Below are 16,434 nucleotides of genomic sequence, written 5' to 3' on the forward strand. Positions count from 1 at the left end.
CCAACCCCACGCGGATTTCGCACGTGGGGTTGGTTGTACGGTTCACATGCTTATCGCGGTTTACCCTGAGAACCTTTGCGATATTCGTTGGGGCTGAATACCCACATTCCAGAGTAACGCTGGAGGTTTCGAGCACGCATGCGGAACAGCCAGCGCAATCCAAGCAACCTGAAAATCATCTCGTCACGCTTGGCCATCTGTTGCATGGCAAAGATGATGACGGGGATGGTAAACAGGTACCAAAGATTGATATACATCCCCAGCAGCAAGCCACCGCCCGCACCGATGAAGAAAGGGATATACGGCACCCCCAGAAACATCGCCGGACGGGTACAGCCGCGGAAGAGAACGTCTTTATGCATAGTGCTGAACGATCTGAATCAACGCGCCAACTCCCTCACAACTGTTGCCATCACCACCCTCCTTGTTCTGAAGAATCATATTGGCGATCTGGCCAGCTGCGCCAATCAGAACACCACCGATAAGGATCGGGGAAACCTCGGAAATGCGCTTGTGCGCGAAAGCAATCTGATAGCCAGCCACGATGACGGCGATGGTGACGACAGCGATCGAGCCCATGTTCAGCAGCTTGGTCACATTGTTCAGGAATCCGCAGACGCGGGTATCCGTGCCGCCGAGGTCATTCGTCGCACCAGCACCGCCCGCCGCCAGCAACAACGAGGTGAACAGCAGCGCCTTCACTGCCTGCGTGCCGACCATCTTGGCATCCGCAACTGTCTTCTTGTCGATTTCAAACTTCATGTCTAACTCCTTGGGAACAGAGGGGGTCCAGCAGCCATAATCCTTGGCGATCTTCCATCCTAAAAAACAAATGCACTATCTGTTTGCGGAGCCGCCTGTGGTACACGCGGCACGGAGACGGGGTTTACGGGTTGTTCGGTCTGCGTCGAGGCTTGCGGCGCGACAGCGGGCAACGCTACCCCACGCCCTTGGCCCGTTGGCTTTATCACATACAACTCGTTCTCCGCTGCTGGGGCCACGGGGGTGGCGCGACTTGGCAGAGAGTAAGGTGCTGAAGGTGCCGATAGCATAGGCCCCGATGGTGAAGCCACCGTGTTGCCCGTTCCGGCTAGATCCTGAATACGACGCGCCACGATCGCATCTGCCAATTCGGCGGCTGCCTGCTTGAGCGGATTGGCAGGCCGTAACTGCACCTGGCGCGTCGGCACGACCGCGATGGGCTCGGCTCCAGAGGATGCTACCGACTGACGAATGGATGCATAGATCTTTTGGACATAACCATGCTTGAAGCCGGTCTCGAAGTTGCCGGAGTAGTAACAGCTGAACGACTTGCCCCAATTGGCGCCGGAGCGTGAATGGCACTCCGCCAGAATCCTCGAAGCAGCGACCAGATTGGGGCATTTATCGAATGCCATCTCATAACTGGTGAGTCCGTACTTCTGCAGATTGTAGCGATTGACCTGGCCCAGTCCGAGGGAGAAGTTGTAGCCCTTCTGCTCCAGCATCTTGGCAGTGGCCACTGCCTCGGCCAACCCCCGCGGCTCACGCACCAACCGCCCGCCAACCACACCGATGGCATACGGATTGCGCGACGACTCGACACGGACAACGTGCTGCATCACCTCGCCAGGAACAGCAAGTCCAGTGCACCCCATCAGTTCCATGCCAGGCAACATGTCATTACTCCTTGCAAAACCGAACCAGCCCCAACCAAAGGATTGACCTTTCAACCACCGCGCAATGTTCTCAGGGGGTCGAAATCGATTCCCGTGATGAAGCGCCGCCCGGCATGAGCCTTGATGTGAACGACGATGTCGATGGTCATTCTCAGCAAGCGCTTGATCACTTCGAATTCTAGACCGGAGCCTTCGTTCGATGCCTTCACCATCAACGCCAACTGGTCCCACGTCTGCTCGACACTTCCGGCGTGGCAGCTGGTAATAGAACCCGGATGCCCGGATGCGCAGTTACGAATGAAGTAGAACGACTCATCACCACGCAGCTCGGCCAGGATGATGCGATCCGGCTTCATGCGCAAACAGGCTTCCATGCAGCTTTTAGCTGTCACGTTACTGCTGCTCTGCCCGCCCTTCGAGTACAGCAGGTGCACGGAATTGGGCTGACTGATGAACAGTTCCCGAGCGTCCTCGATCGTCACTAGGCGCTCTTCGCTCGGAATATGATTGACGAGCGCCTTCATGAAGGTGGTCTTGCCGCTACCTGTCGCCCCGGCGACGACCACGTTCTTCTTATAGAGCACGCACTTTTTGAAGAATTCTGCGTAATCGCGCTTGCGGCGCAACTCCAGCAATTCTTGATCGTGATCGCTGACATCTGCCGATTGCTCAAGCACCTCGTCAAAGAACCCGTCGTGCTTGTATTGCTCGAGCGATTTGGTGTGCTTGGACGGAAGCCGGATGGTGATGGACACCTTGCCTGCATCGCACGCGGGCGGCATGACAAACTGCGCACGCTGCCCTGTAGGAAACGTCAGCGAAACCACGGGATCCGCATCGGTAATGCGCTGCCCGGTGTTGCTTTCGTTCACCACCGCGGTGCAGAACTGGCGGGCGCGGTCATATGTCAAGGATGGCACGTCTACCCGCTGCCACCCGTGGATCGTTTCAAGATACAGCTCGCCAGGCCGATTGATGCAGATTTCAGTCACGTCAGGCGAATTCAGGTAGTCCAGGATGCCCAGCACCGAGTACTGGTAATCCAGGAAATCATTCGAAATGCGCGCCGTCGGGGAATCATCGATCGTCATGGCAGGCTTTTCATTCACTTCGGCAGGACCGCCGAGAAATCGACGTCCTTGGCAACATAAACGTTCAATACGGTGCCCTGATTGATCGTCAAGGTTGCCGGACGACGCCCAGACTTTTCCACAGCCTGCTCGGCGAGCTGCTGGATGCTGCGAGCAGTATTACTCTCGAAGGGCTGCTGAGTGACGATTCCGCTGCCAACACCGATTGTGGTCGTTTCTGGACCATATTCAGCAGCTGCATACTTGAATGCATCGCTCAACAAGCTGATGAACAGCGCCGACGCAATCTTGTTGCCCCAATGCGCGCTGTAATCACCCGGATGGCCGGCGCTGCCGAGCGTGTCGATACCAGGGCCGACCAGCGTGACATCCAGCCCGGTCGGCGTGGTGACGCGATCCCAAACGACCTGCAGGCGCCTGGTCGTCGGCTCTCCGGCGCCGTACTGGCCTAGCATCTTCGAACCCTTCGGCAAGAGCAGGTTATGACCGTTGATCGAGTACACCGGCTCGGTCACGATGCACGAGGTGTAGCCACCGAAGTCGGAAATGATCCGGGTCTCCAGGATGCAACGGATGTAGGTGCCACGTACCAACAAGCCATCCGGGTTGCTGATCGGCTTAGCCAGCGTAACAGGACTTTCTTCTTGGCCAGGTGCGGGCTGAGCGCCCGTTTGCCCGGGCATGCCGGCGCCGTTTGCGGCAGATTCGGCAAGGATACGGCGCTCCAGCAAGGTCGGGCCGCGCTGACGCTCCGGCGCTGAGCTGCCCTCTTCGCTGTCGTCAGTCGGCATTGGCGGCAGGGGCGGCAAGCTGGGTTGCTGGGCAAGTGGAACTGGCGCTTCCTCCACCGGCGCAGTCATGTTCTGCGGCAACGCTGGCGCAACCACCGTCTCCGTACGCTGTTTAGGCGGGGGAGAATCGTTTCCGCTTTGTGTCGCCAGCCAGAAGATGACGAGAATCAACAAGGCCGCAATGGCAGCCAGAAACACCAGCGCCTTACGATTCAGACGCTTGATGTCGCTGGAACGCAACACTGGTTCATTGGCGTCGAGGTCCGGCTCGGCACCTGCCTGCTGACGCGCAAAGTAAGGATTGTTGCGCTCGTTGTACTCACCGTTGCGCAGTTCTTCCCCGCCATTGTTTGGGGAGCGCTCATCAGGGCTGTTTGGAATATTCGAGTTCACTTTTGCTTGTTCCTTCGCAGACCGACGACGTTATCGCCATGGCGAACCACCAGGAAAGGGTAAGTCCCGTGCACGATCAGGGTGTTGCCCTCCACTGTGGTATTGACGAGAAAATCCTCCGCGTGTTCCTTTTCGCGGGCAAAAACTGCTGGGAAGTTCCCGGTCGGAAACCGCGTCAAATCCATATTGATATAGGTGAACTTGCCGTCGTCATAGACGCGGCTTGGAATAAGCCAGGACTTCTTGGCACGTGTCGCATAGTCGTAGTCGTAGTAATAACGCCGATCCTTCAAAATCTTGGCATTCAACAACGGGCCTTTCTTTGCCGCATCCGCGTCTTCGACATTATTGAAGCTTGTGTCCTTCGGGTAGGTGAACACGACCTTGTATTGAACTCCAGCCTGCTTCGCCTGCTCGAGGCGCTGCCAATCTGTTGCAACTACCTTGAGCTCAAGAATGTAGGAATGCGTTGCCGTACGAATCATCATGTTCGTATCGACATCGACATTTTTGGGCTTGAGATAAAAAACATTCTCGCGCCGCGTCAGCTCCCAACCACCAGTAAAGCCTGTGCTGTAATCCAGGATCTTTTCGTTCGGGCTTAGCTCGACCTGAGTGGTAATGCCAAGGCCGGTGCGTACCTGGTAGATGCGATCCGGAGCATACTCATACTCCTGAACCACTTGAGCGGCAGCCGAGAAAGCACATATTGCAAGTGGCAGTGCTGAAAATAACGCAGCGCTGTACCGATTAAAAAGTTTCATCGACCACTCGCTCCATTGACATTGTTCTGCATCCCCTGGGGTTGAATCGCGGGCTGCGCCGCGGGCTGAGCTGCCGGCTGCATTTGATCGGGAAACGCAGGCTGCACCTGCTGTTGAGGCACGCCACCCTGCGGAAGTACTCCCTGCTGCAATGGGACGCCCCCCTGCTGAACTGCACCAGACGCGTTTGCCGCGCCAGGATCGATCATGCCAGTACCAGCCTGCTGCGCCGTTGGCTGAGGCTGGGGGTTGATCACAGCGCCACCGGCAGGAGCAGCTGGCAACGAGGAGTAATCGTTGTCTACCCGATAATCAGTTACTCGGAAGCCTAAAGGATTTTCGACTCGCAGGCTGTCATTCATCTCCAGATTATCTTGGTAGACAAATCCCATCGTCGCAATCTTGTTATCAAGCAACGTAGAGACCGTCGAATTCTTGTCGTACACAGTACGTTGAAAACGTACGGTTGCCCCTTTGTAGGGCTGTCCTTTTCCGCCAATCAACGTAATACTCAGAATATTGATACGGATGGCACGCAGCTTTCCGTATGTATTCAAGGGCCGTAACGGATTATTGGCGGAGTGCAGCGCCCGATACTCATTCACAACGTTCGTGGAGCCCATTGCCGACACAGTATTCCAGTCGCGCTGACCGATGATGGTAAGGTCGAATGATTCGCGAGCAATAATGAACCGGGCAATATTGCTGCGCGCTAACGCCTCACTAGTACTGATCGTCCGCCCACCAAAGTTCGCCTCGAGTTTTGCAATCGTGCTGGTTCCCGAGTAGGCATCCGCCATTACCAAGTACGGAACCTTCTCTTTCAGCGGCAGCATGTAGTAGTAGCCGCCGGCCGTCATGACGGTAATGAGCATGGAAACGGTCGCTACCATCCATGCACGCTTTTCGCTGCGGCGCGCGAGATCGGCGATGCTCACCTCGTAGTTCACCGCTTTCTGGACGGCCGCACCCACTTGGGCAGACCCGTCCTTTTCACTGACCTTCTTACGCAACATGTCTAGATCCGTCACCGTAAGGCCTTGTCAGGCCTGAAACTATCGCCGCGACGAGCGCGGGCACATGGGAGGCTTGAGCTCAGTCACCGACCGAATGCCGTTAGCATCGGATCAGCGGTTCAGCTCTTAGAGCTTGGCTCCAGACGATACCGGCACCGGCTGTACCAGCAGCTTGTTGGCAGAGACCGAGACCGAGACACCTTGCGCTGCGTAGACCGCGCTCAGCTCGGTGGCGGCTTGCTGCACGCTGGTGGTGCTGATATTGGAAACCGGGGCGATCAGGGTGTAGTCCGAAGGCAGGTTGTAGGACAGCTGCATGTTGGAATCCGCGGCCCACCGCTCCAGCATCGTCTTCAACGTGCCGTCCATCGGCGTAGCCTGATACGTGTAGGAGGTGTAGAGCGGAATTTCGGTAGGGGCTTCGTCAAAGTGATTGACGTGCTTCCAACGTCCACCAAAATCGGGAGCAGGCTTGGTCGCGCAGGCACCGACCAACGCAGCGACCACCAAGACCAGCGACAGCTTGGACACATACATCGGATTCACTCTGACTTCTCCAACTCATGAGATTTCGGGCTTAAGACGGACAGCACAACAGCTCCGCTCACCCTGGGGCGGCGGAGTGAATCTGTCTTTGATGACTCGCTTGAGCGGACATGCCTGGCCGACCCAGCACACATAGGCAGGTCAGCACCACGCCACGCAATCGATAAAAATGAATACGCCGAAGAACCATCCATAGCCTTACTCCTGTACGACCCCGTCCGGCGCCGCCCCTCTTAACAAAAAATCAACACCGCGCAAATTCTGGGTAACTTTGCCCTTAACGAACACATGAGTCAAGAATTACCGGCGCCCCTTCGCAGCCATTGTGCGACGACCATCACAACCTGATGGAAAGCGTTTTCACGTCTGTCTTGGGCAGCAGGCGTGCAGTGAAATAGCGGTCTTCGTAGTAGCGGATCTTGTCGCATTTCACCGGATGCGGGATGCCTTCGTACAGGAAGACCTCCTTCTCGTTGCCCATCGCCTTCAGCTCCTGCGGCAACATGAGCGCACGCCGCTCCTCGGAAATACTCCGGGTGGTTTCCCTGCCGCGTGTGACGTTCTTCTTCTTGATGGTGGTGTAGCCCAACATCTCGGAGTAGTCGTTCGCATCCTGCTGCTCGCGCGGCGCGTAGAGGATCTGCAGCGCATGGTTGGTGATGATGGTGCGCGACAGATCCTTGCCATAGGTGGCGTCCAGCTGCGCCATGCTCTGAATGATCGGCAGCAGGCGAAGGTTGTAACCCGCCATATAGGCTACCGCGGTGGCAATGATGTCCACTTTGCCGATCGAGGTGAATTCGTCCATCAACAGCAAGCATTGATACTTGAGTTCCGGGTTGGATTTCGGGAGCTCGCGGGTATTGAGGTTGATGATCTGACTGAAGAGCAAGTTGATGATGAGCCGGCTTTCGGCCAGCTTGTTGGGCTGGATGCCGATGTAGATCGTCATCTTCTTCTTGCGCAGGTCGGTGAGCAGGAAGTCGTCCGCGCTTGTTGCCGCATCCAGGACCGGGTTGATCCACGCGTTGAGCGGCTCCTTCAGGGTTCCCATGATGGACGCAAAGGTCTCATCGGCCTGTGACAGCATGTTGGCAAACGCCGAGCGCGCATTGCTGCTGAGGAATCTGCGCTCGGACAGTGACTTGAGGTATTTCTTGAGGTCTGTGCCATCCCCGGACGAGAGTCGATAGATGCCGCCAAGCGTGGGAGCCCCTGCCCCGCCCGGGAAGCCGAGCGACAACTCTTCGTCCTGGTTTTCGAACAGATACAGGGCGAACGCCATGAACGCGTTACGTGCCTGACTGACCCAGAACTTCTGGTCATCCGACCCGTCCGGATACAGCATCGCGGCAATGCTCATCAGATCCGACACACGAAAGGCGGGGTCGCTGGATACGTAGGTCAGCGGATTCCAGCGATGCGTACGACGGTCTTCGGCGAAGGGATTGAAGAGGAACACCTCATGCCCCTGACTGGCCCGCCAGCCGCTGGTGAGGTCGAAGTTCTCCTGCTTGATGTCCAGGACCACTACCGATTCCTGGTACTCCAGCAGGTTGGGAATGACCACGCCGACGCCCTTACCGGAGCGCGTTGGCGCGGCGAGGATCACGAACTGTTGCCCGCTCAGCCGTACAAGCTTGCCGTTGAACTTGCCCACCACGATGCCGTTGCCGCTCGGCTTGAACAAACCGTGCTTGGAAAGGTCTGCCGCTCCGGCAAAGCGCGCGTCGCCATGCAGCGCCCGCGCCTTCGGCTTGAGCAGGAGCACGACCGTGATGGCCCAGATGATCCCGGGCAGACCAAAGCCGAGAATGCCGGACATCTTGATCTTGGTTGCGTAAGGCGCTACTTCCGGCAAGCCCAACGCCTTGACGTAGCGGTAGTAGGTATCCCACGCGTACAGCGCGGTATCGAGCCGCAACAACAGAAGCGTCAGATATCCGGACAGGAAATATCCAACAAGCAATGTCACCACGGTGGCGATTGCAATTAGTTTGGCTTTGGACACGCGGCCCTACTCCTTGGCTTACTTCTCGACGGCACTCAGCGACGAACGACGGGTCTGTGATCGAGCAGATCCGACTTGCGTCCGCCACTCTCGCTCTCGACGAGCGAGTCAATCCAGACTCTGGCTTGATCCAGGGAAAGATCCGGCGTGATCCGGGTTCCGGCATCCGTCACCACGGCATAGGCCACCACAGCGTCGGGCGCATAGGTGTCTTCCCGGGTGATTGCCACGACACGGTACCCGCCCCTGGTCAGCACGGTGTGCTGATACTCGTCCATCGCCAGCCTTCCTTTTCGTCAGCGCGGAGGCGATGCTAAAGCAAGACGTGTGATGGAGAAAGCGGTTTCGGTGAAGCCGACACAACCGCGCGCGCATTCGACGCCAGGCGCGGATCGGGATGGGTCAGCGCCGGCGGAATTCCGTCAGCACTTGATGTGCTTTCTTAGCCACACACGCGCCTGGCACTAAAAAACCTGCTCGCCGCTTCGGGGAAAGGGTGACCAGCGCTGAGACGAAATGGCACGCTGAGCGGAAGCTTGGCCTGACGCCAGGGCCTCGTTCGCAGGGGCGAAAGAGTGCCCAGCTTGCTAGCCAACCGTTCCGCCGCCCGCAATACCCGACTGCTGCACGAAATTCGTCCAACACGCCTGGGCGATACACAGAAGGAAGTGAAAGCGATTGTCGAAGACCAAATACAGGACACGCGGAAGCTGCAGGAGCTGCTGCGTAAATCACTTCGGGATCCGCAGCAGCAGTCGCTGCCGATGTTGAAGCCACTCAAGTCGCCATGCTGCTGGACTTGGAGTGGTGGGCGGTACAGGGTTCGAACCTGTGACCCCTACCATGTCAAGGTAGTGCTCTACCGCTGAGCTAACCGCCCGTTTCCTGCGTCAGCATTGCGCTATGCAGGGCGCGCATTCTAGCGCAGGGTTTGGATCACCACAAGCCCTCCCTGCGCTCTAACTTTCGTGCTGTCGCCCTGCCCTACGCCAGGCTGGCAGCTTTGAGTTTCTGGATCTGGTCGCGAATCTGCGCGGCCGCCTCGAACTCCAGGTCCTTGGCGTGCTGGTACATCTGCTGCTCCAGGCTCTTGAGCTTGCCGGCGATCTGGGCAGGCCCCATCGCGCGGTAATCGGGCATTTCCTCCGCCACCTGACGCGACTTCGAGCGCCCCTTGCCTGCCTTCTTCTCGGCGGCATCCTCGCGCGCACCTTCCATGATGTCGGAGATCGGACGCGCCACCGACTTGGGCGTGATGCCATGCTCCAGGTTGTACTCGACCTGCTTCTCGCGGCGCCGGTCAGTCTCGTCGATCGCGGCCTGCATCGAACGCGTGATCTTGTCGGCATACAGAATGGCCTTGCCGCGCAGGTTGCGCGCTGCGCGGCCGATGGTCTGAATCAGCGAGCCGGTCGAACGCAGGAAGCCCTCCTTGTCCGCATCCAGGATCGCCACCAGCGACACTTCCGGCATATCCAGACCTTCGCGTAACAGATTGATGCCGACCAGCACGTCGAACTTGCCCAAGCGCAGGTCGCGGATGATCTCCACGCGCTCCACCGTGTCGATATCCGAATGCAGATAGCGCACCCGGATACCGTGCTCGCCGAGGTACTCGGTGAGGTTCTCGGACATGCGCTTGGTCAGCGTCGTCACCAACACGCGGTCGCCAAGCTTGATGCGCTCCTGGATTTCGGACATCAGGTCGTCCACCTGCGTTCCGACAGGACGAATCTCGACCACCGGATCGATCAGGCCAGTTGGCCGCACCACCAACTCGGTGATTTCGCCCGCAGACTCGCGCAACTCGTATGGACCCGGTGTGGCCGACACGTAGATGCTACGCGGCGAACGTGCCTCCCATTCCTCGAAACGCAATGGCCGGTTGTCCAGTGCCGATGGCAGCCGAAAACCGAACTCCACCAGCGTTTCCTTACGCGAGCGGTCGCCTTTGTACATCGCGCCGATCTGCGGAATGGTCACGTGCGACTCGTCGATGACCAGCAGCGCGTCCGGTGGCAAGTAGTCGAACAGCGTCGGCGGCGGCTCGCCGGGCGCCTTGCCGGTGAGATGCCGCGAGTAGTTTTCGATACCGTTGCAGAAGCCGACCTCGGCCATCATTTCCAGATCGAACTGGGTGCGCTGCGCCAGGCGCTGCGCTTCGACCAGCTTGTTCTGCGAATACAGTTGCTCCAACCGTTCCTTCAATTCTTCCTTGATCGTGTCCACCGCGCTCAACGTGCGCTCGCGCGTGGTCGCGTAATGCGTCTTGGGGTACACGGTGTAGCGCTGCAGCTTGCGCAGCGTTTCGCCGGTCAACGGATCGAACAGCGTCAGCCGCTCGATGTCGCCATCGAACAACTCGATCCGCAACGCCTCGGTGTCGGATTCGGCCGGGAACACGTCCAGCACTTCGCCGCGCACGCGGAACGCGCCGCGTGTCAGCTCGAATTCGTTGCGGGTGTACTGCAGATCGGTGAGATGGCGGATCAACTGACGTTGATCGATGTGCTCGCCCACCGACAGGATCAAGCGCAGCGACAGATAGTCTTCCGGCGCACCCAGGCCGTAGATCGCCGACACTGTGGCCACCACCAGTGAGTCGCGACGCGACAGCAGGGTCTTGGTCGCCGACAGACGCATCTGCTCGATGTGCTCGTTGATCGAACTGTCCTTCTCGATGAAGGTGTCCGACGATGGCACGTAGGCCTCGGGCTGGTAGTAGTCGTAGTAGCTGACGAAGTACTCAACCGCGTTGTGCGGAAAGAACGACTTGAACTCACCGTACAGCTGCGCCGCCAGCGTCTTGTTCGGCGCCATCACCAGGGTCGGTTTCTGCACCTGCTGGATCACGTTGGCAATGGTGTAGGTCTTGCCGGAGCCGGTCACGCCCAGCAAGGTCTGCTTGGCCAGACCGGCCTCGAAGCTGGCCACCAGCTTCTCGATGGCGGCAGGCTGATCGCCGGCTGGGGAGTACGGGGATACGAGCTGAAAACGGTCGGTCATGGAGCGCTACCTTCAAACGACCCATGAGTATAGCGGCGAGGGATGATAGCGATGTTTGCGGTTTCCCTACGCTTCGTCTCGCATATGACCGATCCCGCCGCAACTGCTGGAGGCCGATCCTTGAGCAATTGAAGACAGGAGCCAAACCATGCGCAGGAGGCACCCTCAAACCGGGTTCAGCCTTGTCGAAAGCACGCTTGCCGTAGCGGTGCTTGCAGTAGTGACCGCTATTGCATTGCCGTCTCTCACGGAAATCCACCAGCGGTATCAGGTGCGGGCTGCCGCCGCCGAACTCTCTATGCATCTCGCCTTGGCCAGATCAACATCGATCACACGTGGCAGCGTCGTTGCGATGTGCCCAAGCGTCCTCACAGAGAGCTGTCTGACAAGCGACGATTGGAGCCATGGCTGGCTGGTCTATGCAGACCCTGATGGAAATCGTAAGCCAGACCATTCCAACGACATCCTCGCAGCGGTCGCGACGCAAGCTGGCTCAACTCTCAGCATCCGCACCTCCAGCGGCCGCACACAGGTGCGCTACGCTCCGCTAGGCGCTACGCAGGGGACCAACGTCACCTTCAACATCTGTCGTAGCGGTGAGCTGGACACCCAGGTGATTGTCAATATGGCTGGCCGGCTACGCATGCGGCGGCCACTTGTGGCGCATCCCTGCCCTTCATGAGACGACTCCTTGATGGGGGGGTTGCGCATGCGACTTCGCCTCCCTATAATTTGCCTCCCCGCCCGAATAGCTCAGCCGGTTAGAGCACTTGACTGTTAATCAGGGGGTCGTTGGTTCGAGTCCAACTTCGGGCGCCAAAATTAAAAAAGACCTCGTCAGAGGTCTTTTTTTTGTTCGTCAATAGTTCAAATACTTGCGAGCGCGTGCGGGCAAATGCGCCCCGTCTTGGAGTTCGGTCGCATAAAGGCGGCCGTTATTGGACCGCCAGCAGCTGCCACTGGTCATTCCGTCAGAAACATTCCGACGCGCTTCCGGTGCCTGAGGTAGTGCGCACACCTTTTTGATCGATCGACAACGTCGCGCACGTCGGGTCCTTCTGCTTTGAGGTCGGTGTCGCAGTCAGCGTAAAAGTCGTGGCTGCGGGAGTTCCTGAAGAAAGCGTATAGAAATTAGAGATATCACTACTGCATGACCCCATACTTCCGCCTACATAAGTCATTTTGGTCGTGTAGTAACGCTCCATCGTCTGCGCACCCTCCTGAAGACAGGTGGCTGCGGCCGAGCGGCGGGATTTAATGACAGACGACCGATAACTGGCTAGGGCGATCGCACTGAGAATACCTACAATCACAACCGCGATCATCAGCTCCATCAGACTAAAGCCAAACGAATGGCGCGGACCTATTTGAGATTTCAAGCGAGTGACTCTGTACATAATCAGTTCCTGATAATCTCGCGCCATGACACGCGTCCGGCGTTGCGGTTATCTGCAATGTTGAGGCCGCCCAAATTTCCGCTGGAACCACCGACAACAATCTTGCCACGCATGATATTTGATAGTGTCGGCATGCCTACACCTAAGTTGACTGAGCCCACGGCCACGTCACCCACTTTTTCGTCCTTGAAATTCCCATCGCCATTTAGATCGAAGAAGGAGTCGGTACTGCTAGACCCTGTAAACGCGTCCAATGCATTGATATAGCCAGTACCATCTGCCTGACATGCACTTGCGGTCGGAATAATACTGCTCACCACCAGCGTTCTGTTGAGCAGCTGTGCCTCCGTAACAATACGCTCCCCCTCCAGAGTGGAGGAGCTGCCAGTTGTTGCGGCCGGCTTTACAAGATCGATGTACCACCCCTTCGAGCCCGCTGGCAATACCGAGTTAGCCTCAAACCCGCGCACTGGAAATCCACTTTGCGTACCGGTCACCGTAATCGAGCGGGCTGTCAATTCGCTGCGCGCCAAAATAGTATTACTAGTTGAGTTACTCTTATCGATAATCCCATACAAACTTTGCCCGCTCTTGTCAGTCATATCACCGGTCGTCATGAACCGACCCGTGCCAAAGAATAGCCAGATGTCATATGTATTTGGGTTCAACGCAACCGTCATAGTGGCTGAGATCGGCTGTGCAGTGCTCGTCGTACCGACTGGATAGGACGACGTGAATAACGGCTTACCAGAATTGGCAACACCCCAGCTGGTAGAGGTAGCACCAGAAATATCGAACTTCCAAACATTGCCGAGCACGTCGCCTGCGTAAACGTAGTCTACAGTACCGCTCGCATCTGTATCCCAACCCGTCGCTCCCGAGAGACCATTAGGGGCTCCGGATGAGCCAACACCAGTGCTAATTTGCTTTATTAGCGCGCCGGTCTCCAAGTTATAGATTAGCAGTACGGCTTGATCGTTCTTACTATTGATACCGTTCGCGACAACAAGCGCAGTCGTACCGTCATTAAGTTTGGCAATAAATGGACGCGCCTGGACGAGACCGATGTTACCTGCTTCAAGATCGGCGGCCGCCCCATAGCGTTCCCACTTCACATTGCTCGCAGAAAAGTCAGCCGGTGTAGTAACGTCCAACACATAAATGCCCTTACCCCCTTTGCCTAGCGCACCAACCAATAGCGTCTTGTTAGGTGTCTGCGCACGGGTGGATAGTACAACCGGGCCATCGACGAAATAGCGGTGGCTGTAGGTCGGAGCGCTTAGGCTTCCTAAATCCGAGAAATTAATTGCAGAAGGAACATACGCAAATTGCTCGACGCCGGTCGTTGCATTGAAAGCGTGCAACATGCCGTCGTTCGCACCCACATAAACAGTATTGTTGTCGCTCGAATACGCGGGCGAAGAGCTGACAATGTCACCTAACAACGAAGTACGGTTGCGCAACGCACCGCCGTTTACGATCTCCTTGCTGCGATCGCCGGCAAGATAGGCCGCGTTGTCCGCACCAGAGACCGCTGGAGTCGTCGTGCGCTCTAGAGCAAGCGTCTGCGTGGCGGTTGGAAACGCAACGCCCGCTAGACCGCTCCAAGTAAAAATTTTTCGATTGTTCGCCGTTATGCCCTGGGATGCACTCCAACTTGCCGTGGACGACACATTTTGATTAACCACCGGATAAGCCTTGAGCTCACCGGTCCAGATTCCCGACAGATAACTTGCCATGAATACTATCGTACCGCCGTCAAGGCTCGTTGACGTCGCAGATACATTTGAGAATGAACCGGCCCGCTGAGTGATGGTCGAAAGCGCTGCAGTCAGACCGATTTTGAATGCATTGGGGTCAGCCGCCGACAGAAAGGTACCGCGCCCGTTAACTGAAGCGTGCCACAAGTCGTCCAGGCGGGCCAAGATGTCAGCATTGCCCGTGTCGCCAGTCTTCGGATCTGGCCAACTCTTCGTACCGGCAGTCAGATCCGGCAGATCCGTCCTTGGGTTCAATACACCACGTGCACCAATTGCGATCGCGAACGTGACCATGTGTTGCCAAAAAGCAGGGTCTGCATTTGTGGTCGGAACGATGTTATCGAGATCCGAACGCAAGTCGGTCTTCCAGTACTGCATGGCAACGTCGGCCAGGGTGTTGGAGTAAGTATCCGAATAAGGCTTGCTCGCCGTGTAGCCGTACGGAGCTGGCAAGCCATTTGGGCCACTATAGGTCACACCATTTGTTCCATCCTGATCGCCTGGCTTTGCACTAGTAGTTCCGTTCCAGTAGCCATCAGTCGTCATGATTGCGAAATTCTGACGGCATGCGTATTGGTCATTGCCGGCTTCCGGGCCGTAGGGACCGGTCGAGGCCGAACTTTGAAAGTATTTCCCGGTAGTATCCAATGCGTCCAGCAGCGGAGTACCATTATATCCTGATGCATTATAAAGACGGCTATACCAATTGGTACGCGCACTTGTCGCCGCCGCCCCACCCGATGCCGCGCGATCCATGAACAAGCCCTGATTTCCATCATTCACAGGGATATCAAGATTGTTACGCGACCAGATAGTTCTGAAGCCGACACGTACATTGGCCCCGAGATCACTAAAGGCCTGCCCTGCTCCCGCCTTCGCTGCTTTGATACGTGTCCGGTGATAAGAAAACCATGTTGCATAGTTCGTCGCCTCAGCAGCCGCAGTCCTCCCGGTAGGCGTTACTGCCGTGCAATTAATCCAAGCGTTGCTCGATGCATTGGCGCTTGTATCGCAACGGTTATCCTGATAGATGGTTGCATCAAGGGAATAGTTTGCTGTACCGCCAGCTGTTCCGCGCGAAACCCGTACGACATATGTAGCGCTTGAGGATGGCGTCACACTACAAGTTCCGGACTGGCTGGCTGTTACAGTTTGAGTGCAATCAGCTGCAATATTTGCAGCGCTTGCAGCGTTCTTGACTGTCAGTGTTACCTGCTGGCGATTTAACGAAGTAGCAACGACAGTCAAAACTCCATTTGCAGGCACATTCACATTATAGGTGTCTGTTTGATTTCTTGAAACAGAATCCGAAACTGGAAAACCAGCTGGCGTCGAATTAGTACCAGCAGCTCCATATTCACTACGGATAACCGTATTAGCGTCATTTATCTGATAACGATAATAGTTATTCGCATTTGACAAATAGTTGGGCGAGGTATTCCCCACATTCTTTGGAGCATAAAATATTTGCACTCCACCACAGACCTGCACATTTGTGCCTGTGCCATCGGCCTTGCTATTTTGATCGAATTTTCCGCAACTTGCAGAATTAGCAAGATCAATGGAAGTACCGCTAGCCTTATTGAAATCGCCGTAGACAGCGTTGTACGACGTTCCTCCGGTCATTAACACTCCCGCCGCTGTCAACCAAGGCTGATAGTTCGTTGCGGGATTGTAAAAAACAGTGTTTCCAATATATGTATTGTCAGTGATGTCGAGAGCATCGTCCGTACTGCAGGCACCCCCATCAGATGCACGTCGGCAGATCGTGGGAAAATCCGGATTTGCAAGATCCCCGAACGCCATCGAACCCGAGTCGTCCAGTATGAACATGATGTTCGGCGGAACACGACTGGCCGTCGTCAAGGGGTCAGTCGGCAGCGTGATTCCCGCATTGGCAGGCACCGACAGCAGCGTTGCCAGCATTGAAAGCATGGGTACGCGAAGTGCCTTACGCAGCACATCAAGACGCCGACGGAACGGAATTTTTGAAATGTTCAT

General features: G+C 56.7%; 14 protein-coding genes and 2 tRNA genes. 2 read left to right on the top strand and 14 right to left on the bottom strand.

Going from position 1 to position 16,434, the window contains the following annotated elements:
* Positions 1 to 50 precede the first annotated feature (50 nt).
* The 12 genes from ACCQ04_RS12770 to uvrB form a co-directional block, all read right to left on the bottom strand.
* Positions 51 to 362, bottom strand: coding sequence for a VirB3 family type IV secretion system protein (locus ACCQ04_RS12770; protein WP_046343289.1), 312 nt, complete (start codon positions 360 to 362; stop codon positions 51 to 53).
* Positions 355 to 762 carry a TrbC/VirB2 family protein gene (locus tag ACCQ04_RS12775; protein WP_046343291.1) on the bottom strand — a complete coding sequence of 136 codons (408 nt, stop codon included), beginning with the start codon at positions 760 to 762 and terminating at the stop codon, positions 355 to 357. The genes ACCQ04_RS12770 and ACCQ04_RS12775 overlap by 8 nt, the downstream gene beginning before the upstream one ends.
* A 59-nt stretch (positions 763 to 821) precedes the next feature.
* The gene (locus tag ACCQ04_RS12780; RefSeq protein ID WP_226427733.1) at positions 822 to 1,646 is read right to left on the bottom strand and encodes a lytic transglycosylase domain-containing protein; all 825 of its coding nucleotides are present in this window, start codon (positions 1,644 to 1,646) and stop codon (positions 822 to 824) included.
* Positions 1,647 to 1,708: 62 nt separating this feature from the next.
* Positions 1,709 to 2,749 (bottom strand): P-type DNA transfer ATPase VirB11, encoded by a 1,041-nt coding sequence (virB11, locus tag ACCQ04_RS12785; RefSeq protein ID WP_186810813.1) that lies wholly within the window; start codon positions 2,747 to 2,749, stop codon positions 1,709 to 1,711.
* 14 nt (positions 2,750 to 2,763) lie between these two features.
* Entirely contained in the window at positions 2,764 to 3,933 is a 1,170-nt protein-coding gene (locus tag ACCQ04_RS12790) for a TraB/TrbI/VirB10 family type IV secretion system protein (protein ID WP_046343296.1), read from the bottom strand.
* Entirely contained in the window at positions 3,930 to 4,697 is a 768-nt protein-coding gene (locus ACCQ04_RS12795) for a TrbG/VirB9 family P-type conjugative transfer protein (RefSeq protein WP_154832247.1), read from the bottom strand. The genes ACCQ04_RS12790 and ACCQ04_RS12795 overlap by 4 nt, the downstream gene beginning before the upstream one ends.
* Positions 4,694 to 5,713, bottom strand: a complete 1,020-nt coding sequence (locus ACCQ04_RS12800; RefSeq protein ID WP_166770834.1) for a VirB8 family type IV secretion system protein — start codon at positions 5,711 to 5,713, stop codon at positions 4,694 to 4,696. Before ACCQ04_RS12800 ends, ACCQ04_RS12795 begins: the two co-directional genes overlap by 4 nt.
* A gap of 126 nt (positions 5,714 to 5,839) precedes the next feature.
* Positions 5,840 to 6,250, bottom strand: a complete 411-nt coding sequence (locus tag ACCQ04_RS12805; RefSeq protein WP_024937947.1) for a TcpQ domain-containing protein — start codon at positions 6,248 to 6,250, stop codon at positions 5,840 to 5,842.
* Between the two features lie 346 nt (positions 6,251 to 6,596).
* Positions 6,597 to 8,270 (bottom strand): type IV secretory system conjugative DNA transfer family protein, encoded by a 1,674-nt coding sequence (locus ACCQ04_RS12810; RefSeq protein ID WP_102581440.1) that lies wholly within the window; start codon positions 8,268 to 8,270, stop codon positions 6,597 to 6,599.
* Between the two features lie 35 nt (positions 8,271 to 8,305).
* A complete protein-coding gene (locus ACCQ04_RS12815; RefSeq protein WP_024937949.1) occupies positions 8,306 to 8,548 on the bottom strand; it encodes a hypothetical protein in 243 nt (80 codons plus the stop codon).
* 527 nt (positions 8,549 to 9,075) lie between these two features.
* Positions 9,076 to 9,150 (bottom strand) — tRNA-Val (locus ACCQ04_RS12820).
* 104 nt (positions 9,151 to 9,254) lie between these two features.
* Positions 9,255 to 11,276: an excinuclease ABC subunit UvrB gene (gene uvrB, locus ACCQ04_RS12825; RefSeq protein ID WP_024937950.1), complete on the bottom strand. Its 2,022-nt coding sequence runs from the start codon at positions 11,274 to 11,276 to the stop codon at positions 9,255 to 9,257.
* A 148-nt stretch (positions 11,277 to 11,424) separates the two neighbouring features.
* Here uvrB and ACCQ04_RS12830 point away from each other — a divergent pair, with 148 nt between their 5' ends.
* Both ACCQ04_RS12830 and ACCQ04_RS12835 read left to right on the top strand, forming a co-directional pair.
* On the top strand, positions 11,425 to 11,958 hold the full coding sequence (locus ACCQ04_RS12830) for a GspH/FimT family pseudopilin (protein ID WP_226427610.1): 534 nt from the start codon (positions 11,425 to 11,427) through the stop codon (positions 11,956 to 11,958).
* 60 nt (positions 11,959 to 12,018) lie between these two features.
* A tRNA-Asn gene (locus ACCQ04_RS12835) sits at positions 12,019 to 12,095 on the top strand.
* A 152-nt stretch (positions 12,096 to 12,247) separates the two neighbouring features.
* On the opposite strand, the gene ACCQ04_RS12840 is transcribed toward ACCQ04_RS12835, so the two are convergent.
* Together ACCQ04_RS12840 and ACCQ04_RS12845 are read right to left on the bottom strand one after the other, a co-directional pair.
* Positions 12,248 to 12,700: a type IV pilin protein gene (locus tag ACCQ04_RS12840; protein WP_506191508.1), complete on the bottom strand. Its 453-nt coding sequence runs from the start codon at positions 12,698 to 12,700 to the stop codon at positions 12,248 to 12,250.
* Entirely contained in the window at positions 12,676 to 16,434 is a 3,759-nt protein-coding gene (locus ACCQ04_RS12845; protein ID WP_226427609.1) for a pilus assembly protein, read from the bottom strand. Before ACCQ04_RS12845 ends, ACCQ04_RS12840 begins: the two co-directional genes overlap by 25 nt.

The sequence above is a fragment of the Xanthomonas sp. NCPPB 2866 genome, assembly GCF_041475745.2.
GTDB classification, from domain to species: Bacteria; Pseudomonadota; Gammaproteobacteria; order Xanthomonadales; family Xanthomonadaceae; genus Xanthomonas; species Xanthomonas arboricola.

Bases quoted from the DNA above. Each gene is read 5' to 3' on its own strand.
- ACCQ04_RS12770 (WP_046343289.1), bottom strand. From the start codon at position 362: ATGCATAAAGACGTTCTCTTCCGCGGCTGTACCCGTCCGGCGATGTTT.
- ACCQ04_RS12775 (WP_046343291.1), bottom strand. From the start codon at position 762: ATGAAGTTTGAAATCGACAAGAAGACAGTTGCGGATGCCAAGATGGTC.
- ACCQ04_RS12780 (WP_226427733.1), bottom strand. From the start codon at position 1,646: ATGGAACTGATGGGGTGCACTGGACTTGCTGTTCCTGGCGAGGTGATG.
- virB11 (WP_186810813.1), bottom strand. From the start codon at position 2,749: ATGACGATCGATGATTCCCCGACGGCGCGCATTTCGAATGATTTCCTG.
- ACCQ04_RS12795 (WP_154832247.1), bottom strand. From the start codon at position 4,697: ATGAAACTTTTTAATCGGTACAGCGCTGCGTTATTTTCAGCACTGCCA.
- ACCQ04_RS12800 (WP_166770834.1), bottom strand. From the start codon at position 5,713: ATGTTGCGTAAGAAGGTCAGTGAAAAGGACGGGTCTGCCCAAGTGGGT.
- ACCQ04_RS12805 (WP_024937947.1), bottom strand. From the start codon at position 6,250: ATGTATGTGTCCAAGCTGTCGCTGGTCTTGGTGGTCGCTGCGTTGGTC.
- ACCQ04_RS12815 (WP_024937949.1), bottom strand. From the start codon at position 8,548: ATGGACGAGTATCAGCACACCGTGCTGACCAGGGGCGGGTACCGTGTC.
- uvrB (WP_024937950.1), bottom strand. From the start codon at position 11,276: ATGACCGACCGTTTTCAGCTCGTATCCCCGTACTCCCCAGCCGGCGAT.
- ACCQ04_RS12830 (WP_226427610.1), top strand. From the start codon at position 11,425: ATGCGCAGGAGGCACCCTCAAACCGGGTTCAGCCTTGTCGAAAGCACG.
- ACCQ04_RS12840 (WP_506191508.1), bottom strand. From the start codon at position 12,700: ATGGCGCGAGATTATCAGGAACTGATTATGTACAGAGTCACTCGCTTG.
- ACCQ04_RS12845 (WP_226427609.1), bottom strand. From the start codon at position 16,434: ATGAACATTTCAAAAATTCCGTTCCGTCGGCGTCTTGATGTGCTGCGT.